The organism is Arthrobacter sp. R-11 (assembly GCF_049913155.1).
In the GTDB taxonomy this organism is placed as follows: Bacteria; Actinomycetota; Actinomycetes; order Actinomycetales; family Micrococcaceae; genus Arthrobacter.
The window spans coordinates 384008-405939 of record NZ_CP183979.1; the positions used below are offsets into that span (position 1 = coordinate 384008).

Consider the following 21932-nt stretch of genomic DNA (forward strand, 5'->3'; position numbering starts at 1 on the left):
AGGCGTCAGCCGAACACCAAATGCGCCATCGTGAAGATCGCCAGCCCGGCCAGCGCACCCACCACGGTGCCGTTGATGCGGATGTACTGCAGGTCCTTGCCCACTTGGAGCTCGATCTTCTGTGACGTCTCTTCGGCGTCCCAGCGTGCCACCGTGTCCGAAATGACGCCGGCGATGTCCGAACGGTAGGTGTTCACGAGGTACCCGGCGGCGTCGCCGATCCAGGCGTTGACCTTGCCGGCCAGTTCGGCATCGTCCACCAACCGGGTGCCGAAATCGCGCACCGCGGTCTTGAAGCGCAGGCTGAGCTCCGAGTCCGGATCGTCGACGGCGGTCAGCAGCGCGTTCTTGATGGTGCCCCACGTGCGGGAGGCCAGTTCGCGGACCTCCGGATCACCGAGGATCTGCGCCTTGATGCCCTCCGCCCGGGCAATCATCGCCGGATCGTGCTGCAGGTCGTAGGCCAGTTCGGTCAGGTAAGTGTCGATCGAAAGACGAACCTGGTGATCCGGGTCCGCCTGCACGGCGCGGATGAACTTGGACAGCTCGGTATGGACCTTGTCGCCCACCATGTCGTCCAGGAACGACGGCACCCACAGCGGCGAACGGTCGGAGACCAGCCGGTTCACGGTGGAGTGGTTGTCCGCCACCCAGTCCGCGGCGCGGTCAACCAGCAGGTCCACCAGCCTGTGGTGGTGTCCCTCGGCGAAGACCCGCTCGGCCATCCGGCCGACGGGCGGTCCCCACGGCGGAGTCAGCACGTGCTTGCGGACCATGCCCTCGATCACGGCCTGGACGTCGTCGTCGTTCAACACGGTGAACGCGCCGCGGATCAGCGCGGACCCTTCCTTGGCCACGCGCTCGGGCCCGCCGGGGGAGCGCAGCCACTCGCCGGCCTTGCGGGCGATGTCCACGCTGGCCAGTTTGTCCTTCACCACCTGCTCGGAGAGGAAATTGCTCTCCACGAAGTCGGACAGGGAGGCGCCGATCTGGTCCTTGCGCCGCGGGATGATGGCGGTGTGCGGGATCTTCAGGCCCATCGGGTACTTGAACAGGGCCGTCACGGCGAACCAGTCCGCCAGCGCACCCACCATGCCGCCCTCGGCCGCGGCCCGCACGTACTCCAGCCACGGGTACTGCTTCTGCAGGGCGAAAGCCACCGTGAACACCACCGCCATGCCGAGCAGCAGCGCCAGAGCCAAGCTCTTCATCCGGCGCAGGGCCCCGGCCTTGGCGGCGTCGCTCGCGGACACGTCGGCGGAATGCCCGACGGCGGCCGCCCCGCCGGTGCGCGCTTCCGGTTCGTTTGCCGCGCGGCTTTGTTCCGCCGTCGGGATTTGTTCAGAGTTCACCTGCATGTGCCCAGCGTAGCCCCGTGGCCGAAGGGCGGGTGGGCTACCGTGGCAGCATGACTATCGAGGCACCCGAAAGCGACTCCTCGGAAAACGCCGCCCCCTTGCGGCGGCCGCTGGTCTACGCGCACCGCGGGGCAAGCGCTGTTTTTGCCGAGCACACGCGCGCGGCGTACCTGAAGGCGATCGCCGACGGCGCGGACGGAGTTGAGTGCGACATCCACCTCAGCCGGGACCAGCACCTGGTGCTGCTGCACGACGCGAACCTGGACCGCACCTCCGACGGCACCGGGCCGGTGGCCGAGAAGGACCTGGCCGAACTGCGCACCCTGGACTTCTCGTCGTGGAAGGGCGCCCGGATTCCCGACGAGTACGGCGGAATCTCCGAGCAGTTCCTGACCCTGCCCGAACTGCTGGACCTCCTGCGGGGCGCCGGGCGGGAGATCGGGCTCGCGATCGAACTCAAGCACCCCAGCCCTTACCAGTTGAAGCTGGAGGACCGGCTGCTGGAACTCCTGCTCAGGGAGGGCTGGGACGCGGAAAGCTCACGCCTGGACAACATCCTGGTGTCCTTCATGAGCTTCAGCCCCGACTCCGTGAAGCACCTGCTGCAGACCGTTCCGGGCCAGCACATCTGCCAGCTGGTGGATGACGTGAGCGTGGAGGAAATCCGCGAGGAGCTGGGCCTGGGCCGGATCACGGGAGGCGCGGTGGCAAATGTGATGAAGGCTGCCCAGCTGGAAGGCGAACGGATCCTGGACGACTGCGAGGTGGGGCTGGCCGGGCCGGGGATCGACTACGTCCGCAAGCACGCCCGTGCCGTGCAGCGCTGGCTCGACTCCGGCCGCCGCTTCCGGGTGTGGACAGTGGATTCCGAACGCGACGTGGCCCTCTGCCAGGGCCTGGGCATCCACGAAATCACCACGAACAAGCCGGCCCAGGTGCTGGCGCAGCTTTCCACGTCTTAAACCCAACTGGCTGGCAGTTGTTGTCGTTCTGAGCGTTCAAAACGACAACAACTGCCAGCCAGATGACTGTGCCGGGCGGGACCTACCGGGCCGCCGGCTGCGGCGAGGTCAGGCGGTAGAGGGAGTCAACGTCGCGCACGGCTCCCTTGTCCGCCGAGGTGGCCATGGCCGCGTAGGCGCGCAGGGCCGCGGAGACTTCACGCTCGCGGTTCACCGGGTGGTATCCGGTGGTGGCCTCAAGGCGCTCGCGGCGGGCATCCAGTTCGGCGGCGTCCACCAGGAGCTCAAGGGAGCGGCTGGGGATGTCGATGCGGATGATGTCGCCGTCCTGGACCAGTGCGATCGTTCCGCCGGAGGCGGCCTCCGGCGAGATGTGCCCGATCGATAGGCCGGAGGTGCCGCCGGAGAAGCGGCCGTCCGTGATGAGGGCGCATTTCTTGCCCAGGCCGCGGCCCTTGAGGAACGACGTCGGGTAGAGCATTTCCTGCATGCCCGGGCCGCCCTTGGGGCCTTCGTAGCGGATGACCACCACGTCGCCTTCCTTGACGGTCTTGTTCAGGATCTTTTCCACGGCCTCGTCCTGGGATTCGCAGACCACTGCCGGGCCCTCGAAGGTCCAGATGGACTCGTCCACGCCGGCGGTCTTCACCACGGCGCCGTCCAGGGCCACGTTGCCGCGCAGCACGGCCAGGCCGCCGTCCTTGGAGTAGGCGTGCTCCACGGAGCGGATGCAGCCGCCCTCGGCGTCGGTGTCCAGGGAGGTCCACTCGTTCGACTGGGAGAACGCGGTGGAGGAGCGGACGCCGCCGGGAGCCGCGTGCCACAGGGCCTGCGCTTCCTCGGTGGCCTTGCCACCCCGGATGTCCCAGTCGTCCAGCCAGCCGTCCAGGTCGGAGGAGTGTACGGAGTGGACGTCCTTGTGCAGGAGGCCCCCGCGGTTCAGTTCGCCCAGCAGGGCGGGAATGCCGCCGGCGCGGTGCACGTCCTCCATGTAGTAGGTCTTGTCCTTGGCCACGTTCGGAGCCACCTTGGCCAGGCAGGGCACCTGGCGGGACTTGGCGTCCATCTCGGCCAGGCCGTAGTCCACGCCGGCCTCCTGGGCCGCGGCCAGCAGGTGGAGGATGGTGTTGGTGGAGCCGCCCATCGAGATGTCCAGGGCCATGGCGTTGTCAAAGGCCTTGGCGGTGGCGATGGAGCGGGGCAGCACGGAGGCGTCGTCGCCGTCGTAGTAGCGCTTCACCAGCTCGACGACGGTGGAACCGGCCTTCTCGTACAGCGCCTTGCGCGCGGTGTGGGTCGCCAGCACGGAGCCGTTGCCCGGCAGCGAGAGGCCGATGGCCTCGGTGAGGCAGTTCATGGAGTTGGCGGTGAACATGCCGGAGCAGGAACCGCAGGTGGGACAGGCGTTTTCTTCGATGAGGTTGATGTCTGCATCGGAGATGGACTCATCCACGGCGTCGGCGATCGCGTTCACCAGGTCCAGGGAGCGCACGGAGCCGTCGGTCAGGGTCACGCGGCCGGCTTCCATGGGGCCGCCGGAAACGAACACGGTGGGGATGTTCAGGCGCAGGGCGGCCATGAGCATGCCGGGGGTGATCTTGTCGCAGTTGGAGATGCAGACCAGGGCGTCGGCGCAGTGTGCGTTGGCCATGTACTCCACGGAGTCGGCGATCAGGTCGCGGGACGGCAGCGAGTAGAGCATGCCGCCGTGGCCCATGGCGATGCCGTCGTCCACGGCAATGGTGTTGAACTCGCGCGGCACGGCACCCGCGGCGAGAATCGCGTCGGAGACGATCCGGCCCACGGGGGCCAGGTGCGTGTGCCCGGGGACGAATTCGGTGAAGGAGTTGGCAACGGCGATGATCGGCTTGCCGATGTCCGAGTTGGCGACGCCGGAGGCGCGCAGCAGTGCGCGGGCTCCGGCCATGTTGCGGCCGTGGGTGACAGTGCGTGAACGGTATGCAGGCATGTTCCCCAGTCTCTCGCGCGAATAACCCGGGCACCAAGACGGCGTCAATACTGGTAGTGGCAGTACTAGAGTTGCTTCTTGAGCAATGCGGGCGAGAGGAGGCAGATGTGGCGGAAACCGAAGCGTGGCGCAAGGAACTCGGAAGCTTCCTGACCGCGCGTCGTCGCCAGGCGGTGCGCAGCGCCTACGGGCTTCCGCAGGCGGCCCGGGGCAAGGACGTAGGACTGCGGCGCGAGGAGGTGGCGTTCCTGGCCGCCATTTCGGTCACCTGGTACACCTGGCTGGAGCAGGGCCGCAAGGTCAATCCCTCCCGCGAGGTTCTGGCCTCGCTGGCCACCGTGCTGCGCCTGGATGCAGCGGGGGAGCGGTACCTGTTCACGCCCTTCGGCTATGCGGTGCCGGCTCCCGGCCCGGGCACCGCAGAGACCACCGAGCACGTGCAGCGGCTCCTCGATGCCATCGATCCCAACCCGGCGCTGGCCCTGGAAGGCAATTGGGACATCGTGGCGTGGAACCAGGCATACAGTGCCTTGTTCCCCAGGGTGCTGGAGGTCTCCGGCCCGGAGCGGAACCTGTTGAAGCTCGTCTTCACGGACCCGGCGGTCCGGGCGCTCCTGCCCGACTGGGAACAGACCAGCGCCCAGTTCCTGGCCGAGTTCCGGGCCGAGACGGGATCCCGCATCCAGGACGCCCGGAAAGCCAGCCTGGTGGCCGGGCTGCTGCAGGCCAGCCCCGAGTTCCGGGCCCAATGGGAGGCCCACGGGATCCGCGGCTTCACGCCCCGCACCCGGTCCTTCAACCGTCCCGGCGGCGGCACCGGGGTCTACGAGCACCACCAGTTGACCCTCGCCGACGCCCCGTCGCTCAAGCTGATCGTCTACACGCCGGCTTCGCCCAACTGACCTGGCTTCGCCCAACTGACCCGGCGTCGCCCAACTAGCTCGCAATTGTTGTCGTTCTGAGCCCTCAAAACGACAACTAATGCGAGCTAGTTGGGTCAAACCACTGTGTTGGCGAGCGTTCCGATCCCGTCCAGCGTGATTTCCACGTGGTCCCCGGGCTGCACGGCCACGAAGGTGTTGGGCGCGCCGGTCATGATGACGTCACCCGGTTCCAGTGTGAGCCAGCGGGTGACGTACACCAGGCATGCGGCCACCGAGGAGGAAAGGTTGAAGGAACCGGACTTCGCCTTGGTCTCGCCGTTGACGGTCACCGTGGTGGCCACGTTCTCCGGGTCCTCGAGTTCGGTTTCGATCCACGGACCCAGCGGGGTGTAGTTGGTGCCGGCCTTGCCTTGGAACATCTTCTCGTCTGTCTGGTTCTGCTCCACATTGGTGACGTCGTTGACCACCGTGTAGCCCAGCACGTGTTCCAGGGCGTTCTCCAGCGTGAGGTTCTCCGCCCGTTTGCCAATGACGGCGGCCAGTTCGCCTTCGATGTTCACGGTGCCCGCCCCGCGCACCGCCACGATATCGGCGCCCGGTGCTGCGACCGTGTGCACGGATTTGTGCCACGCCTGGATGGGGAGCGGGTGGCTGTTGTTGCCGAGGTTCTGGGCGATGCCCAAGAGCACGGCCGGCCGGACGGGGGCGAGGAGTTCGGCGTCGTCGGCGGAGGTGGAGGCGCCGGTAGGGGCAAGCTCGTCCGCAAAGACGTCCTCGATGTGCTCCCAGCGTTCCCCGCGCAAAACGGCGTGGGCGGGGCCGGAAGGGGTCTGGAGACGGGCGATGCGCATGCGGTTCCTCCTTGGAATTGTCCAGCAACGCTAACACTATGCTGAACTCAGTTCAATATGCTGAACCGAGCGTGAGGCTTGGAGTTAGGGCGCCGGGCGGGGCTGTGGTTGCATGAAGGCATGCCCCCGAAGTTGCTCGAATCCCCGGCCGTGAAGGTCGGCCTATCCATCAGCATCGCCACGGGGCTCTATGGGATTTCCTTCGGCGCCCTCTCGGTGGCGTCCGGCTTCGACTTCTGGCAGACCATGGCGCTGAGCCTGATTATGTTCAGCGGTGGTTCGCAGTTCGCCTTCATTGGCGTAGTGGCCGGCGGCGGTTCCGGCGTCGCGGCCATGACGGCGGCGGCCCTGCTCGGCCTGCGGAATGGCATCTACGGCATGCAGATGAACGCGCTGCTGCTGCCCAAAGGCAAGCTCAAGTACCTCCAGGCCCAGCTGAGCATCGACGAAACCACGGCAACGGCGTCGGGCCAGTCCGAACCGGACGAGCAGCGCCGCGGATTCTGGACCGCCGGAATCGGCATCTACGTCCTGTGGAACCTGTTCACGGCCGTCGGAGCGCTCGCCGGGAACGCGCTGGGCGACCCGAAGCAATGGGGGCTCGACGGCGCTGCTGTCGCCGCCTTCCTCGCCTTGCTCTGGCCCCGGCTGAAGGGCCGCGAGCCGTGGGCGATCGCCGTCGTCTGCGCCGTGGCGACGCTCCTGGCGGTCCCGTTCGTGCCGCCCGGCGTCCCCATCCTGGTGGCGGCAGCGGTGGCCGGGGTCTTCGGCTGGCTCAGCCACGCCCGCAGCGAGGAGGGACTGGAGCCCGACATCGACCCCTATGCGCACGGCCGCGGCGACTCCGGCCGCGGCGACTCCCGCCGAGGCGGTCACGGGGAGGGAGCGGAATGAACCTCTGGCCCTGGATCCTTGCTGCCTGCGTCCTGGCGTATGCCACAAAACTGGCCGGCTATTTCGTGCCGCGGAGCCTGCTGAAGAACCCGCGCACCATGCACATCGCGGGCACCATGACCATCGGGCTGCTGGCCTCCCTGACGGTGGTCAACGCCTTTGCCGCGGGGCAGTCCCTTGCCTTCGATGCCCGGGTCGGCGCACTCGTCGCGGCCGCCGTCGCGCTGTGGCTCCGGGCGCCATTCCTGGTGGTGGTCATTGCCGGTGCCGCGGCGGCAGCGGGGCTGCGGCTGCTCGGCTGGGGCTGAGAGTCCGGCCGGGGCTGAGCGGGCCGGCCGCTTCCGCGGCCGGGCCCGGAAGAGCGCCTCTCAGCGGAGGTCGAAGCGGTCCAGTTCCATGACTTTCACCCAGGCCGCCACAAAGTCGCGGACGAACTTCTCCCGCGCATCGCTGCTGGCATAGACCTCGGCCAGCGCCCGGAGCTGGGAGTTGGAGCCGAAGATCAGGTCGACGGCGGTGGCTGTCCATCTCGTCTCGCCGGTGGAGACATCCCGGATCTCGAAGACGCTCTCCTCTGATTCCGAGGCTTTCCACTGGGTGCCCGGCGAGAGCAGGTTGACGAAGAAGTCGTTCGTCAGGAGCCCGGGCCGCCCGGTCAGGACACCGTGCGGCGAACCGCCGAGGTTGGCGCCGAGGGCCCGCATGCCTCCCACAAGCACCGTCATCTCCGGCGCGGAGAGGTCGAGCAGGTACGCCTTGTCGACCAGCAGGGTTTCCGGTTGCAGTTCCTCGCCGGGACGCACGTAGTTTCGGAACCCGTCGGCCCGGGGGGTGAGGTACTGGAAGGATTCGACGTCGGTCTGGTCCTGGGACGCGTCGGCCCTGCCCGGGGCGAACGGCACGGTCACCTCGACGCCGGCGTCCCTGGCGGCTTTCTCCACCGCCGCGCAGCCGCCCAGCACTATGAGGTCGGCCAGCGATACCTTCTTGCCCCCGTTCATTGCGGCATTGAATTCCTGTTGCACCGACTCGATCGCCTGCAGGGTGGCTTCGAGCTGTCCTGCCTGGTTGATCTCCCAGCTGCGCTGGGGCTCCAGCCGGATGCGGGCCCCGTTGGCCCCGCCCCGCCTGTCGGTCTTGCGGTACGTGGACGCGGCTGCCCATGCCGTGTTGACGAGCTCCTGGACGGAGAGTCCCGAGTCCAGGAGCCGGGCCTTGAGGGTGGCGGCGTCCTGTTTGTCGATCAGTTCGTGCTCGACCGCCGGGATCGGGTCCTGCCACAGCTGCGGTTCGGGAACCCACGGGCCGAGCAGGTGCGGTCCCACCGGCCCCAAGTCGCGGTGCAGCAGCTTGTACCAGGCCTTGGCGAAGGCCAGCGCGAACTCGTCGGGGTTTTCCATGAAGCGCCGGGAGATTTGCTCGTAAATCGGGTCGACGCGGAGCGAGAGGTCCGTGGTGAGCATCGTGGGCCGGTGCTTCCGCTGCGGGTCGTGTGCGTCCGGGATGATCTCTTCGGCGTCCTTCGCGACCCACTGATTGGCGCCGGCCGGACTCTTCGTGAGTTCCCACTCGTGCCCGAAGAGGATTTCGAAGAAGCGGTTGCTCCACTGGGTTGGCCGGTCCGTCCAGGTCACCTCCAGCCCCGAGGTGATGGTGTCGCCTGCCTTGCCGGAACCGTAGCTGCTGAGCCATCCCAGGCCCTGGTTCTCCAAGGCGGCAGCCTCCGGCTCCGGGCCGACGTGCTCGTCGGCATCGCCCGCGCCATGGGTCTTCCCGAAGGTGTGCCCGCCGGCGATCAGGGCGACCGTCTCCTCGTCATTCATCGCCATGCGCCTGAACGTCTCCCGGATGAACGCGGCGGCCGCGGCGGGGTCGGGATTGCCCATGGGGCCCTCTGGGTTGACGTAGATCAGGCCCATCTCGGTGGCGCCGACGTTGGGCGCCATCTTGCCCTCGCCGATGTAGCGCTCGTCGCCCAGCCACGTGTCTTCAGGTCCCCAGAAGATCTCCTCGGGCTCCCACACGTCCTCGCGGCCGAAGGCGAATCCGAAGGTCTTGAAGCCCATGGACTCGAGCGCCACATTGCCGGCGAGGACCAGCAGGTCCGCCCAGGAGATCTTCTGGCCGTACTTTTGCTTCACGGGCCACAGCAGCCGCCGGGCCTTGTCGAGGTTGGCGTTGTCGGGCCAGCTGTTGAGCGGCGCGAACCGCTGGCTGCCGTCGCCGGCGCCGCCGCGGCCGTCGCTGACACGGTAGGTGCCGGCCGCGTGCCAGCTCAACCGGATCATTAGCCCGCCGTAGTGGCCGAAGTCCGCGGGCCACCAGTCCTGCGAGGTCGTCAGCACGTCGACGATGTCCTGCTTGAGAGCCTCGACATCGAGGTTCCGGAACTCATCCGCGTAACTGAATCCTGACCCGAGCGGATTCCCGGCGGGGTGGTGGGTGTGGAGCACCGAGAGGTCGAGCTGGTTCGGCCACCAGTCGGCATTCGTCCGGGGCCTGTGCCGCTTCGGCTGCGGCGAAGGGATCGCGGGGTTCTCGCTCTCGCTGCCGTGCGATGTCACGCTGTCCGCGGCGGCTTCCTGGGGATCAGACATGTGCTTCCTTCCAAATGGCCGAGGCCGTGGTCGGACTCGGGCAGCCGGTCTAACCCTCCCATTTGAGCACCAACGGGCGGCGAGCTGAACCCCTACGAAGGAGCTGCGTTTGCGGCCTAGAGGAAGACGCCCGGGATGGGGGTCTGCGGCGGCAGCGGCCGGTCGGGGCGCTCGGTGCGGATCGCGTCTTCCACAAGCGCCACCGGCCGTTCCCAGGCCTTCGAGCCGGGTTCCATGGTGTCCACGGAGCCGATCAGCATGGCCACCAGCCGGATCATGTCTTCGATGGTGATGTCCTTGCGCAGCGAGCCCTGCCCCTGGCCTCGCGCCAGCAGGACCGCCATGGAATCGACCAGCCCGCCTGTGATCCCCATCAGCAGGTTGCGCCTCCCGGCGACCGCACCCAGCAGGTTGGCGTCCTCGCTCGCAACCATCACGACGGCGTCGATCACCTTGATGAGCCCTTGTGCGGCGTCCATTCCGGCCAGGGCCTCCTCGGCCACCGGATCCACATGCAGCCTCAATTGGCGGGACAAGGCGGCGAGGACGAGCTGCTGTTTGTCGGCGAAGTTCCTGAAGAGGGTGGCCGGGCCGACGCCGGCGGTGGAAGCGATGGTCTGCAAGGGAACGTCCGGTCCCAGTTCGCGGAAACATTGCCTCGCCGCGGTGATGATCTTGTCCACGTTCCGGGCGGCATCGGCCCGAAGCGGCTTGCGTTCTGGGGGCAGGCTCATGCTGCCCAGATTAGCAACGCGGGCGCCGTGAACATCCGATCTGATGCGGCGGACACTTTTTGTGACATGGCATGCCATGAAAGACTTGGCCCATGTTGCTCGCATTTTCCGTGGCCCCGTCCGGCCAGCCCGCCGAAGGAGCCTCTGCCGCGGCCGACGGCTCCGTGCACGACGCCGTTGCCGAGGCCGTGAAGATCGTCCGGGACTCTGGCCTGCCAAACCGCACCGACTCCATGTTCACCACCATCGAGGGCGAATGGGACGAAGTGTTCGACGTCGTCAGGCGGGCCACCGAGGCCGTGGGCAAGTACGGCAGCCGGGTGTCGCTGGTCATCAAGGCCGACATCCGGCCAGGCTACTCGGGAGAACTCACCGGGAAGGTCGAGCGGCTCGAGGACGCCATCTCCGCCCAGGATTCCTGAGCACGCCTTTTTCCGAGTGGGTTCAGTGCCGCTCGAATACGCCGGTGATCGTGGCGCGCGCCAAGGTGTGGCGGTCCAGCAGCGGCCCGAGCGCCGACGACGGCGTGCCGGCCTTGAGGCCAAGGTCCGCCACGTCGAGGGCATGGACAGCGGCGACGTAGCGGTGTTGTCCGGACCCCCTGGGCGGTGCGGCTCCCAGGTAGTCGGCGGTGCCGCCGTCGTTCTTCAACTGGAAGGCACCGGCGGGAAGCAGCCAGCCGTCCGCAGTGCCGGCGCCCGCCGGCAGGGAGGCCGCCGTGGCGGGAATCCCGACGACGGCCCAGTGCCAGTACCCTAAACGCGCGTCGGGGTCGAAAACGGTGACGGCATAGCCCTTGGTTTCCTCGGGGGCACCGCTCCAGGCCAACCCGGGCGACTCGTCCTTGCCGCCCGATACACCCAGGCGGGCGCTGGTCTGGGCCGGCGGCAGCGCCTGGCCGTCCTTGAAGGATCCGGACTCCACCGTGAAAGCGGGCAGGGATCTTGGGGTCTTGTATGGCAGTGGACTTCCCATGGATCTACTCTTCCACCATGTCGGCGGCCTTCCCAGCCCGCGGCCCGGGTGCCAGACTGGGGGCCATGTTCGAACACAGGATCCAGCACGGCTGGGCAGAGGTCGAAGAATACTTGTCCACCGCCGTCGTGCATCCCGGCCCCGAGCTGTCCCGGGCGCTGCGTTCCGCGGTCGACGCCGGCATGCCGGCCATCGAGGTGGCTCCCAACGCCGGGAAGCTGCTCAAGCTGCTGGTGCAGCTGAGCGGCGCGCGGCGGGTGCTGGAGATCGGCACGCTGGCCGGCTTCAGCACGATCTGGATGGCCCAAGGACTTCCCGACGACGGCCAGCTCGTCACCTGCGAATACCTGCCCCTGCATGCCGAGGTGGCCCGGAAAAACGTGGACGCCGCCGGGGTCGGGCACAAGGTGGACATCCGGGTGGGGCCGGCACTGGACACCTTGCCGCTGCTGGCAGGCGGGGATGCGTTCGACTTCGTCTTCATCGACGCCGACAAGCAGAACGATTCGAATTACCTAGATTGGGCCATCCGGCTCGGCAGGCCCGGCACCGTGATTGTCATGGACAACGTCATCTGGGAGGGCGCCATCCTGGACAACTCCATGGACGAAATCAACGCCCCCGGAATCACGGCTGCCCTGGAGATGATGGGCCAGGACCCGCGGCTCGACGCCACCGCCATCCAGACCGTGGGGACCAAGGGTTGGGACGGCTTCGCGATCGCAAGGGTGGTGTGAAAGTGGCGTTTACCCTGCGGACAGCCACACCCGATGACGCCGAAACCGTCCCGCGCCTGCACCTGGCGGCATGGCGGGAAAGTTATGGGCACCTGCTGCCGGCAGAGTTCTTTGAGACGCGCGAGGCAGCCATGGACGAGCGGATCGAACGCCACAGGGAAGCGCTGGCCGGAAGCTATCAGCCGGTGCTCGCCCACGACGCCGGCGGCGAGTTGGTGGGCATGGCCTTTGCCGCGCCCTCCCGTGACGAAGATGCGCCGTGCGGGCTCGAACTGCAGCTGATCTACGCCCTGCAGCGCGTCCACGGAACAGGCGTGGGGCAGGCATTGCTGGATGCCGTGATCGGCAAGGAGGCGGCGTACCTCTGGGTCCTAGAAGACAATCCCCGTGCCCAGGCCTTCTACCGCCGCAACGGCTTCGCGCCCGACGGCAAGCGCGAGCTCCTCCCGGCCGAGTGGGAGGAACTGCCGGAGATCCGCATGGTGCGTCCCGCCGTCGGAGGGTGAAAAGCCTGGGGTTGCGGTTTGACGGGACCGCGATCGTCTCGGCTGCATCGACATCGGCCTGTGAGAACCTTGCCCGTCTGAACGTGCTGTGCGCTGCTGATCGGGCGCTGAAAGGGAGGACTATCCGTTGCTCCGCCTCGCCGTCGTGAGCACGGCGTTCCCCTCGAAGACCAAACCCCCGCCTCTCACGAACGACTGCCATCCGGCCACGACGTCATGCTCCAGCGCGGCCAGTCGCGCGTCGTCGAGCGGCGCGATCGCGGCTACGAGGGGGGTGCTGTGGACGTACTGCCAGAGAAACTCCGCCGGGGCGGGCAGGGTAACCGTCAACCCCTTCGACCGGACGTCGATGTCGTCGAACCCGGCGTCCGTCGCCAGCGTTCGGATCTGCTCCGGGTCGTAGAGCGAGAACACCGCGCGCATGAACCCCGCCACTTCGGGTGACACGTGCCGCGCGAGCGCCTGCTCGAGGATCGCGAACAGCGGCGGAGTCGGCCCGCCCGTTGCAATGGCGACACGCCCACCGGGCGCAAGGACGCGGCGCATCTCGCGAAGAGCCGACTGTTTGTCCTCGACGAACTGCACCCCGAGCGAACTGACGACGACGTCGAAGGCACCATCGGGCAGCGGCAACGCCGCAGCGTCCCCCTCGTGCCACTCGATCTCGGAACTCTTCGCGCGCGCGATCTCGAGCATGCCTGGGCTGAGGTCGAGGCCGGCCACAGATCCGCTCGGCCCGACCTGTTCGGCGGCGCGGCAGGCCACGACGCCGGTGCCGCATGCGATGTCGAGCACCCGCTCACCGGGGCGCAGATCGGCCTCGTCGAGCAGGGCAGTGGCCCAGGCGGTTCCGATCGTTGGGACGAAGAACCGGTCGTAGTTCTCGACGGGGTTTCCGCCGTGCTGCTTCCACAATTCCGTAATAGTGCTGGTCATCTCAACACACCTCCGATGGCGTTTTCCAGCGACCGATGACACGATTAATCGTGGTGGCTGGCTCCGCTGCTGGCCATGACGGTGAAACCGAAAGACCTGATGAAGACGCCAAGGTTGGTCGGGAGATGAACGAGGGAGCCGGCGCTCCCGTCGAGTCGCTGAACGATGCTCTCGAGCGCATCCGCCTCGAGGGCGCCATCTTCATGCGCTGCGAGTTCACCGAACGGTGGGCGCTGTCCGATCTGGGCGGCCCCGCATTCGCCGCGATGATGCATCCAGGCGCCGAGCGCCTGGTTCTGTTCCACGTCGTGGCATCGGGGCGCTGTTGGGTCTCGGCCAAGGGAGGCGAGCGCATCTGGGCCAGCGCCGGCGAGGTGATCGTGCTCCCGTACGGCGACCAGTTCGTTGTCGGTGGCGAGGAACCGGTCGAGCCGACGTCGGCCATGACCGTCGTTCCCCCGCCGCCATGGAACGGGATGCCGACGCTCCGTTACGGAGGGGGCGGCTCCCAGACGGATATCGTCTGCGGGTGCCTGTACTCCGAGGACCCACTGTTCGCCCCTGACCTGAGGGCTTTTCCGTCCGCCTTCGTCGTACCCGCAACGGACGGTCCTGCGCGGTCGTGGTTCGAGGCCAGTATCTCCTACGCCCTTGAGCAAGCTCCCGGTGGCGGGGGAATTCGCCGGACGAAGCTGCCGGAGATGCTGATCATTGAGGTGTTGCGACTGTATCTGTCAACCGCGCCCGGGGCTGACCGGGGCTGGCTCGCGGCCGTACGTGATCCGGTGCTCGCCCCCGCGATGAAGGCTATCCACGGGCAACCGGGACGCAGGTGGACCGTCGAGGACCTCGCCAGGACGACGGCGGTGTCGCGGTCATCGCTCGACGCTCGCTTCCGCGAGGTACTAGGCCTGTCTCCGATCCGTTACGTAAACGAGTGGCGCATGCGCGTCGCTCAGGACCTGCTCGCCACCACGGAAATGACCGTCGCCGCGATCGCGAGGCGCATCGAGTACGAGTCCGAGGAAGCGTTCAGCCGCGCGTTCAAGCAAGCCAATGGACAGTCGCCGAGTGTGTGGCGGACAGCACGCTCGGACCCGGCCGGTTAGGGACAAGGCAGCACGACGACGTCGCGGTCTTCGGGGCGGATTGGGGTTATGGCTGGCGCCCCCAGGGTTCTCTGGGCGAGCGCGGCGAGCTTGGGTCGGCGGCGGGGACTAGTCTTAGAACCATGACTCACCAAGGACCCTGCTGATGGCACGGCGCGGTCGGTCAGCCCGGCAGGGAAGCAGCCCAGCCCGGCAGGCAAGCAGCGCCAGGCGGGGGAGCGGCGTCGTCGAATTGCCCGAGGGCGCCCGGCCGAAGGGCCCAGTGGAGGGCGTCTATTACATCGACACCGGGGACTGCGAATTGGTGGCCGATCCTGACAACTCCAACGGCTGGCTCCTGAAGATCAACGGCGTGATGAGCTCGCACATCGACCTCGCGGATCCGCTCTTCCTGGACTTCGAATACATGCGCTGGATCGCCGCGCTGGTGGAATCCGTGTGGCCCCCGGAGGACCGGCCCAAGCTGCGCGCCCTGCACCTGGGCGGCGGGGCGTGTTCGGTGGCGCGGTATGTCCACGCCGCCTACCCGGAAGCCCGCCAGGTGGTGGTGGAGCTGGACGGAAAACTGGCCGACTACGTGCGCGCCTGGTTCGAGCTGCCGAAGGCGCCGCTGCTCCGAATCCGGGTGGGCGAGGCCCGTGCCGTCACTGAAACCCTCACGCCGCAGAGCCGGGACCTGATCATCCGCGACGTGTTCGCCGGGGCGTTCACTCCGCGCGCCCTCACCACCCGCGAATTCAACGTGCACGCCCGCAACGTCCTGGCGCCGGGCGGGCTCTACGTGGCGAACTCCGGCGACAGCCCGGACCTCAGGAACGCCCGCCAGGACGCCGCCACCATCGCTGACACCTTCGCGCACACACTGATCATCGCCGACCCCGCCATGCTGAAGGGCCGCCGCTACGGCAATATGATCATGGCCGGCAGCGACACACCGTTCGGCGACGACCCGAAGCTGGCCCGCAAGCTCCTCGGCGGTGCCGTCCCGGCGCATATCTGGGACGACGCCCAAGTCCGCTCCTTTGCCCGTGGCGCCGAGATCCGCCACGATCCGCCCGCGCCCACAGAGCAAGGCGACTAGCCGCCCAACAGCACGTCCCGCCGGGCCGCCGTCTCCTCCTGAAGGGCCCGTACGACGGCGGCAACCGCCGGGCGGCGCATCGAGTCCGGGCGGAGCACCAGCCAATAGGGGAGCAGCTCGGCGAAGTCGGCGGGAAGCAGCCGCACCAGGTCAGCGTGCCGCCCCGCCATGAAGCACGGCAGGAAGCCGATGCCGGCGCCGGCCCGCGTGGCCTCCACGTGCACGAACACATTCGTGGACGACACGCCGTCCCGCATGGAGGGGACCAGCCTCCGCGGGGTATCAAGGTCATCCACCTGCAGCATCGAATCCACGAAGTACACCAACGGGTGCTTGACCAGTTCCTCCACCGTGCGTGGGGTGCCGTGCGCCGCCAGGTACTCCCGTGACGCGTACATGCCCAGCATGTACTGCCCCAGCCGCACCGACTCCGCCCGGTGCACCTGCGGCTCGCCCACCACCACCTCCAGGTCCAGGCCGGAGCGCTGCTGCAGGGCCCTGCGCGTCACGGTGATGATCTCCACGCTCAGGCCCGGGTGCTGCTTCCGCAGCCGGGCGATGGCAGGTGCCGCGATGTACGCGCTGAAGCCGTCGGTCGCGGTCATGCGCACGACGCCGGCAATCGGGTCCGGCGCCCGGTCCTCCGCTTCCAGCGTTCCCACCGCGGCCTCGATCCGCTCCGCAACTGCAACCGCTTCGGCACCGAGTTCGGTGAGCTCCCAGCCGCCGGCGGCGCGGGCGAGGGTCCGGCCGCCGAGCGCTTTCTCCAGTGCGGCGATCCTGCGCGAGACGGTGGTGTGGTTCAGTCCCAGGTCCTGGGCCGCCGTCGTGAATTTGCCGGTGCGCGACACGGCCAGGAGGACGAGCAGATCGTCCGGATTCGGATTCATATCTGCAATTCTGCACATCTGCGGTGCTGATTTGGCCATTGAGTTGCGAGGAATGTGCAGCAAGACTCAACAGGTCATTCGTGTTGTGGATCACAGCACGTGTCAACGAGGACACAAAGGAGCTGGACATGGGCGTAGAGCAGCGCTCCCTGGCAGAGACGGGCCAAACGGCGAAAGGCAAGGGCCTGCGGAAGATCGTGGCCGCCTCCATGGTGGGCACAGTGGTGGAGTGGTACGAATTCTTCCTCTACGCCACCGCTGCCACCCTGGTTTTCGGCAAGTATTTCTTCCCCAGCACGGGCAATGAGCTGGACGGCGTCATCCAGGCCTTCCTGACCTATGCCGTGGGCTTCGTGGCCCGGCCCCTGGGCGGGATCGTCTTCGGCCAGATCGGCGACAGGCTCGGACGCAAACCGACGCTCCAGCTCACCATCGTGATCGTGGGCGTCTCCACCTTCCTCATGGGCTGCCTCCCGGGCTTCGCGGAACTGGGCTACCTGGCGCCCGCGCTGCTGGTGGCGCTGCGCTTCATCCAGGGCTTCGCGCTCGGCGGTGAATGGGGCGGGGCCGTGTTGCTGGTGGCCGAACACAGCCCCAACGAATCGCGGGCGTTCTGGTCGAGCTGGCCGCAGGCAGCCGTGCCGGTGGGGAACCTGCTGGCCACCCTGGTGCTGTTCGTGATGTCCAAGACGCTCAGCAGCGCCGACTTCCTCGGCTGGGGCTGGCGCGTGGCCTTCTGGCTCTCCGCGGTGATCGTGTTCGTGGGCTACTACATCCGCACCCACGTCACGGAAGCCCCCATCTTCCTGGAGGCCAAAGCACAGGTGGAGAAGGAGCAGGCCGTCAGCTACGGCGTCGGCGAAGTGCTGCGCAAGTACCCCAAGGGGATCCTGCAGGCCATGGGACTGCGCTTCGCGGAGAACATCATGTACTACCTCGTGGTGAGCTTCTCGATCGTCTACCTCAAGAGCGTGCACAAGTACGACACTTCTTCGCTGCTGCTCGCCCTGCTGATTGCCCACGTGGTGCATTTCGTGGTCATCCCGCAGGTGGGCCGGCTGGCCGATGCCTGGGGCCGCAAGCCCGTGTACCTGACGGGCGCGGTGGCCGGGGCGGCCTGGCCGTTCTTCGCCTTCCCGATGTTCGACACCCTGAATCCCGTGGTGATCGTGCTGGCCGTGACCCTGGGCCTGTGCTTGCACGCCTTCATGTACGCAGGCCAGCCGGCCATCATGTCCGAGCTGTTCCCCACGCGGATGCGCTACTCCGGCGTCTCCCTCGGCTCGCAGGTCACGTCGATCTTCGCGGGCTCCTTGGCCCCGCTGCTGGCGACCCAATGGCTCAAGGACACCGGCTCCTGGCTGCCCACAGCGCTCTACCTGCTGCTCGCCTGCGCGGTGACCGCCGTCGTCGTCCTCACCTTGCGCGAGACCCGCGGCGCCGCCCTGGAGGACATCGACGACGCCGACGCCCGCCTGCACGGGCTGCCCGCCGGCAAGGGGGCGGAGGCGTGAGCGCGGGGCCGCTCAGCGGGCGGAAGGCACTGGTCACCGGCGGGGCCGGCGGCATCGGGGCTGCGTGCGCCCGTGAGTTCGCGGCCCGCGGCGCCAAGGTGGTGGTGGCGGATGTCGACGCCGGCGCTGCGGAAGCGCTCGCCGATGAGCTCGGCGGCACCGCCTGGGCCGTGGACCTGCTGGACACGGAGGCACTGGCCGGGCTCAGCCTCGACTGCGACATCCTGGTCAACAACGCCGGGATCCAGAAGGTGGCGCCCATCGAGGAGTTCGAGCCCGCAGAGTTCCGGCGGATCCTGGCACTCATGCTCGAAGCACCCTTCCTGCTGATCCGGGCCGCCCTGCCGCACATGTACGCCCAGGGCTTCGGCCGGATCATCAACCTCTCCTCGGTGCATGGGCTGCGGGCGTCGGCGTATAAGAGTGCCTACGTCTCGGCCAAGCACGGGCTGGAGGGGCTCAGCAAGGTGACGGCGCTTGAGGGCGGTGCGCACGGCGTGACGTCCAACTGCATCAATCCCGGCTACGTCCGCACGCCGCTGGTGGAGAAGCAGCTCGCGGACCAGGCACTGCTGCACGGCATCCCGGAATCGGAGGTCCTCGCCAAGGTGATGCTCACCGAGGCCGCCGTGAAACGGCTCGTGGAACCGGCGGAAGTTGCGTCGCTGGCCGCTTGGCTGGCCTCCGGCGACGCCGGCATGGTCACCGGGGCCAGCTACACCATGGACGGCGGCTGGTCCGCGCGGTGAGGCGTATCCCCGTCGATTGCTCCGTAACTGCCGTTTTGAGCGCTCAAAACGGCAGTTACGGAGCAGTGGATGGCCCAGGCTAGGAGCGTATTGAGTTTTCCTTGACGGCAGCGCCTTCCTTCACCACGGGGATCGCGGCGGTCTCGTCGACCAGTTCGGCGCGCTGGCGTCCGCCACCGCGGACCCAGAGCCGGTAGGCCGCCACCAGCAGGGCGAGCCAGGCTGCGCCTACGTAGAGCGCAACGCGGGTGTCCTCGAAGACGCCCAGGATGACGATCACCAGGGCCATGAAGGCGATGGTGAGCACCGAGGCGGCGGGCCACAGCGGCGACGGGAACTCCGATGCCGGCAGGCCCTTCCGGGCGATTTCCCGCTTCATGGCCACGTGCGACGCCAGGATCATGACCCACACCCACACTGTGGCGAAGGTGGCGATCGAGGCGATGATGACGAACACGTCTTCGGGGATCACTGCGTTGAGGACCACGCCCACCAGCAGGATGCCGCCCATCAGCACCACGGTCATCCACGGGACGCCGTGCCGGGAGATCTTGCCGAAGCTGGCCGGTGCATGGCCCTGCTGGGAGAGGCCGAAGAGGATCCGGCCGGCGCCGAAGATGTCCGAGTTGATGGCGGACAGAGCGGCAGTGATCACCACTGCGTTGAGGATGTGCGGCGCGGCCGGGATGCCCAGGCCGTCGAAGATCTGCACGAAGGGGCTGCCGTTGCTGCCGATCTCGTTCCACGGGAAGAGGCTCATCAGCACCCCGAGGGTGAGGACGTAGAACAGCAGGACGCGCACGGGAACGGTGTTGACGGCCTGCGGGATGACCTTCTTGGGATTGGCTGCCTCACCTGCGGTGATGCCGATAGTCTCGATGCCGCCGAAGGCGAACATCACGACGGCGAACGCGGCCAGGACGCCGCCGAAACCGTTGGGGAACAGGCCGCCGTGGTCAACCAGGTTCCCGAGGCCCGGAGCCACGCTGCTGCCGCCGGCCTGGAAGCCGAACACGATGATCGCGGCGCCGCCGGCGATCATGGCGATGATGGCGGCGACCTTGATGAGGGAGAACCAGAATTCGAGTTCGCCGAACACCTTGACGCTGAGCAGGTTCATGGCTCCCAGGAACAGGATGATGGCCAGGACCCAGATCCAGCGGTCAACCTGCGGGAACCAGAAGCCCATGTAGATGCTGAACGCTGTGACGTCGGCGATTGCCACTATGGCCATTTCGAAGACGTAGGTCCAGCCGGTCACGAAGCCGGCCAGCGGGCCGAGGTAGCGGCTGGCATACTGGCCGAAGGAGCCGGAAACGGGGTGCCGCACGGCCATCTCACCGAGGGCACGCATCACCATGAACACGGCGGCGCCGCCGATCATGTATGCGAAGAGCACGCCGGGGCCGGCCTTCTGGATGGCGGCGGCCGAGCCGTAGAACAGGCCCGTGCCGATAGCGGATCCGAGGGCCATGAAGCGGATATGGCGGACGTTGAGGCCGCGGTTCAGTGCGGTCGCCGCGGGGCCGGCCGCCGCACCGGCGGTGGCCGCTCTGGCGGCGCTTGGTGCTTGTTGCATGCGAATAACCTTCTCGTCATTGGGAGGGGGATCGTTAACCAGCAGACCATTTTCGGGGTGCCTGTGATTGGTTTCACGGGCCCTTGGTGTCTTTCATCTCAGACGGCCGGAGAATTGTAGGGCTGGGACTCACTGGGCAATCGGCACGAAAGGAACGGCGCCATGGGTGATTTCATTGCATACCTCGACACCTCGGAGGTCCTCCCCGGGAAGCTGGAGGAACTGAAGGACGCGATGGCCGAACTGGCCGCGTTCGTGGAGGAGAACGAGCCGCGGATCGGAGGCTACACCGTTCATTTCTCCGAGGACGGAACGGAAATGAGCGTCCTGCATTTCCACGAGGACATGGAGTCGCTCATGTTCCACCTGGATGTGGCCGGCCCGAAGTTCCCGCCGATTGGCCCGTTCATCCGGATGAAGAGCATCGAGATCTTCGGCCACCCCAGCGAAGAGCTGCTGGCCCGTTCCAGGAGGAAGGCCGAAATGCTGGGCAGCGGAACGGTCATCGTCCGCGAGCTGCACGCCGGTTTTGCGCGACTCGGAAAGGACTGAGCGGCCGGCACGCTCCAAGCACGGCCATGGCAACCACGCAGTTGTCTGGGATTCAAGACACCACTCGCCGGACCGGGCTTCGGATTGCGGGCCGGTCGGCGCAAGCTTAAGTACGGGATACCGGACACCGACACTTCTGACGAGGAACCATGACCGCACAGCCGCTGGCGCCAGGCAAAGCCACTTCCAAAGTCCCGGCCGCCGAAAACACCCTTCGAATCCTCAAACTGCTGGCCTCCCGCCGGGGGCCGATGGCGGCGTCGAACATCGCTACCTCGCTGGGCCTGCCGCGCTCGAGCGTCTACCACCTGCTGGGCGTCATGGAATCCAACGGATTCGTCATGCACCTGCACGAGGAGCAGCGCTACGGGCTGGGCATCAGCGCCTTCGAACTCAGCTCCGCCTACTCCCGGCAGGAGCCGCTCTCCCGCCTGGGGCGCCCGATGCTTGCCTCCCTCGTGGATGTGATCGGCGAGAGTGCACACCTGGCCGTGCTGCACGGCCGCGACGTGCTCTACATTGTGGAAGAGCGGGCCAAGAACCGCCCCTCCCTGGTGACCGACGTCGGCGTCCGCCTGCCCAGCCACCTCACCGCCAGCGGCCGCGCCATCCTGGCCGCCCTGCCCAAGTCGCAGGTGCGGGCCCTCTACCCGAACGCGGCCGCTTTCTCGGCCCGGCATGAGATGGAATCGCCCATCATGAAGTACTCGGCACTGTCCTCGCACCTGGACCAAGTGCGCCAGCGCGGCTACGCCACCGAACACGGCGAGGTGACTCCGGGATTCGGCTCTGTTGCTGCCGCCGTCACGGACCACCTGGGATGGCCGACGGCGGCCGTCGCCGTGACCTTCCTCGAGGACAAAGTGCCGGCAGAGGAATGGCCGGCGCTCGCCGCCCGCATCCAGAAGGCCGCGGACGAGCTCTCGAATCGCATCTACGGGCGCCCGGCCCACTAGGACCCGGCCCAACTGGCTCGCAATAGATGTCGTTTTGGAGGCTCAAAACGACCTTAAATGCGAGTCAGTTGGGCAAGCCGGCGGGACCTCATCCCGGAC

General features: G+C 67.4%; 22 protein-coding genes. 13 read left to right on the forward strand and 9 right to left on the reverse strand.

Features of this window, described 5'->3' with window-relative positions; all coding sequences use genetic code 11:
• Positions 1 to 5 precede the first annotated feature (5 nt).
• Positions 6 to 1358: a DUF445 domain-containing protein gene (locus ACN9M4_RS01695; protein ID WP_426301765.1), complete on the reverse strand. Its 1353-nt coding sequence runs from the start codon at positions 1356 to 1358 to the stop codon at positions 6 to 8.
• A gap of 50 nt (positions 1359 to 1408) precedes the next feature.
• Here ACN9M4_RS01695 and ACN9M4_RS01700 point away from each other — a divergent pair, with 50 nt between their 5' ends.
• Positions 1409 to 2320, forward strand: coding sequence for a glycerophosphodiester phosphodiesterase (locus ACN9M4_RS01700; protein ID WP_426301767.1), 912 nt, complete (start codon positions 1409 to 1411; stop codon positions 2318 to 2320).
• An 82-nt stretch (positions 2321 to 2402) separates the two neighbouring features.
• Here the strand turns inward: ACN9M4_RS01700 and ilvD are convergent, their stop codons facing one another.
• Complete coding sequence (ilvD, locus tag ACN9M4_RS01705; protein WP_426301769.1) at positions 2403 to 4289, reverse strand: dihydroxy-acid dehydratase; 1887 nt, start codon at positions 4287 to 4289, stop codon at positions 2403 to 2405.
• Between the two features lie 107 nt (positions 4290 to 4396).
• On the opposite strand from ilvD, the gene ACN9M4_RS01710 reads away from it, so the two are divergent.
• Positions 4397 to 5191 carry a helix-turn-helix transcriptional regulator gene (locus ACN9M4_RS01710; protein ID WP_426301771.1) on the forward strand — a complete coding sequence of 265 codons (795 nt, stop codon included), beginning with the start codon at positions 4397 to 4399 and terminating at the stop codon, positions 5189 to 5191.
• A 95-nt stretch (positions 5192 to 5286) separates the two neighbouring features.
• On the opposite strand, the gene ACN9M4_RS01715 is transcribed toward ACN9M4_RS01710, so the two are convergent.
• A complete protein-coding gene (locus tag ACN9M4_RS01715; RefSeq protein ID WP_426301773.1) occupies positions 5287 to 6024 on the reverse strand; it encodes a fumarylacetoacetate hydrolase family protein in 738 nt (245 codons plus the stop codon).
• Positions 6025 to 6144: 120 nt separating this feature from the next.
• Here ACN9M4_RS01715 and ACN9M4_RS01720 point away from each other — a divergent pair, with 120 nt between their 5' ends.
• Both ACN9M4_RS01720 and ACN9M4_RS01725 read left to right on the forward strand, forming a co-directional pair.
• Complete coding sequence (locus tag ACN9M4_RS01720; RefSeq protein ID WP_426301775.1) at positions 6145 to 6918, forward strand: AzlC family ABC transporter permease; 774 nt, start codon at positions 6145 to 6147, stop codon at positions 6916 to 6918.
• Positions 6915 to 7226: an AzlD domain-containing protein gene (locus tag ACN9M4_RS01725; protein ID WP_426301777.1), complete on the forward strand. Its 312-nt coding sequence runs from the start codon at positions 6915 to 6917 to the stop codon at positions 7224 to 7226. The genes ACN9M4_RS01720 and ACN9M4_RS01725 overlap by 4 nt, the downstream gene beginning before the upstream one ends.
• Positions 7227 to 7286: 60 nt before the next feature.
• Here the strand turns inward: ACN9M4_RS01725 and katG are convergent, their stop codons facing one another.
• On the reverse strand, positions 7287 to 9515 hold the full coding sequence (katG, locus tag ACN9M4_RS01730) for a catalase/peroxidase HPI (RefSeq protein ID WP_426301779.1): 2229 nt from the start codon (positions 9513 to 9515) through the stop codon (positions 7287 to 7289).
• Between the two features lie 116 nt (positions 9516 to 9631).
• On the reverse strand, positions 9632 to 10249 hold the full coding sequence (locus ACN9M4_RS01735) for a TetR/AcrR family transcriptional regulator (RefSeq protein WP_426301781.1): 618 nt from the start codon (positions 10247 to 10249) through the stop codon (positions 9632 to 9634).
• A 92-nt stretch (positions 10250 to 10341) separates the two neighbouring features.
• On the opposite strand from ACN9M4_RS01735, the gene ACN9M4_RS01740 reads away from it, so the two are divergent.
• On the forward strand, positions 10342 to 10671 hold the full coding sequence (locus ACN9M4_RS01740; protein ID WP_426301783.1) for a thiamine-binding protein: 330 nt from the start codon (positions 10342 to 10344) through the stop codon (positions 10669 to 10671).
• 22 nt (positions 10672 to 10693) lie between these two features.
• On the opposite strand, the gene ACN9M4_RS01745 is transcribed toward ACN9M4_RS01740, so the two are convergent.
• The gene (locus ACN9M4_RS01745; RefSeq protein ID WP_426301785.1) at positions 10694 to 11224 is read right to left on the reverse strand and encodes a YbhB/YbcL family Raf kinase inhibitor-like protein; all 531 of its coding nucleotides are present in this window, start codon (positions 11222 to 11224) and stop codon (positions 10694 to 10696) included.
• Between the two features lie 65 nt (positions 11225 to 11289).
• On the opposite strand from ACN9M4_RS01745, the gene ACN9M4_RS01750 reads away from it, so the two are divergent.
• Positions 11290 to 11961: an O-methyltransferase gene (locus tag ACN9M4_RS01750; RefSeq protein WP_426301787.1), complete on the forward strand. Its 672-nt coding sequence runs from the start codon at positions 11290 to 11292 to the stop codon at positions 11959 to 11961.
• A gap of 2 nt (positions 11962 to 11963) precedes the next feature.
• Positions 11964 to 12467 carry a GNAT family N-acetyltransferase gene (locus ACN9M4_RS01755; RefSeq protein ID WP_426301789.1) on the forward strand — a complete coding sequence of 168 codons (504 nt, stop codon included), beginning with the start codon at positions 11964 to 11966 and terminating at the stop codon, positions 12465 to 12467.
• Between the two features lie 120 nt (positions 12468 to 12587).
• On the opposite strand, the gene ACN9M4_RS01760 is transcribed toward ACN9M4_RS01755, so the two are convergent.
• Positions 12588 to 13403 (reverse strand): methyltransferase domain-containing protein, encoded by an 816-nt coding sequence (locus ACN9M4_RS01760; RefSeq protein ID WP_426301791.1) that lies wholly within the window; start codon positions 13401 to 13403, stop codon positions 12588 to 12590.
• A gap of 35 nt (positions 13404 to 13438) precedes the next feature.
• Here ACN9M4_RS01760 and ACN9M4_RS01765 point away from each other — a divergent pair, with 35 nt between their 5' ends.
• On the forward strand, positions 13439 to 14512 hold the full coding sequence (locus ACN9M4_RS01765; RefSeq protein ID WP_426301793.1) for an AraC family transcriptional regulator: 1074 nt from the start codon (positions 13439 to 13441) through the stop codon (positions 14510 to 14512).
• 145 nt (positions 14513 to 14657) lie between these two features.
• A complete protein-coding gene (locus ACN9M4_RS01770; protein ID WP_426301795.1) occupies positions 14658 to 15593 on the forward strand; it encodes a spermidine synthase in 936 nt (311 codons plus the stop codon).
• On the opposite strand, the gene ACN9M4_RS01775 is transcribed toward ACN9M4_RS01770, so the two are convergent.
• Positions 15590 to 16483 carry a LysR family transcriptional regulator gene (locus tag ACN9M4_RS01775; protein ID WP_426301797.1) on the reverse strand — a complete coding sequence of 298 codons (894 nt, stop codon included), beginning with the start codon at positions 16481 to 16483 and terminating at the stop codon, positions 15590 to 15592. The two genes, ACN9M4_RS01770 and ACN9M4_RS01775, sit on opposite strands and share 4 nt — an antisense overlap.
• A 128-nt stretch (positions 16484 to 16611) precedes the next feature.
• On the opposite strand from ACN9M4_RS01775, the gene ACN9M4_RS01780 reads away from it, so the two are divergent.
• Both ACN9M4_RS01780 and ACN9M4_RS01785 read left to right on the forward strand, forming a co-directional pair.
• Complete coding sequence (locus ACN9M4_RS01780) at positions 16612 to 17997, forward strand: MFS transporter (protein ID WP_426301799.1); 1386 nt, start codon at positions 16612 to 16614, stop codon at positions 17995 to 17997.
• Positions 17994 to 18746, forward strand: coding sequence for a 3-hydroxybutyrate dehydrogenase (locus tag ACN9M4_RS01785; RefSeq protein WP_426301801.1), 753 nt, complete (start codon positions 17994 to 17996; stop codon positions 18744 to 18746). Before ACN9M4_RS01780 ends, ACN9M4_RS01785 begins: the two co-directional genes overlap by 4 nt.
• A gap of 79 nt (positions 18747 to 18825) precedes the next feature.
• Here the strand turns inward: ACN9M4_RS01785 and ACN9M4_RS01790 are convergent, their stop codons facing one another.
• Positions 18826 to 20325, reverse strand: a complete 1500-nt coding sequence (locus ACN9M4_RS01790) for an amino acid permease (RefSeq protein WP_426301803.1) — start codon at positions 20323 to 20325, stop codon at positions 18826 to 18828.
• A 162-nt stretch (positions 20326 to 20487) separates the two neighbouring features.
• Between ACN9M4_RS01790 and ACN9M4_RS01795 the strand changes: the two genes are divergently transcribed.
• Complete coding sequence (locus tag ACN9M4_RS01795; protein ID WP_426301805.1) at positions 20488 to 20877, forward strand: hypothetical protein; 390 nt, start codon at positions 20488 to 20490, stop codon at positions 20875 to 20877.
• Positions 20878 to 21026: 149 nt separating this feature from the next.
• The gene (locus ACN9M4_RS01800) at positions 21027 to 21833 is read left to right on the forward strand and encodes an IclR family transcriptional regulator (protein ID WP_426301807.1); all 807 of its coding nucleotides are present in this window, start codon (positions 21027 to 21029) and stop codon (positions 21831 to 21833) included.
• The last annotated feature ends 99 nt before the right edge of the window (positions 21834 to 21932 follow it).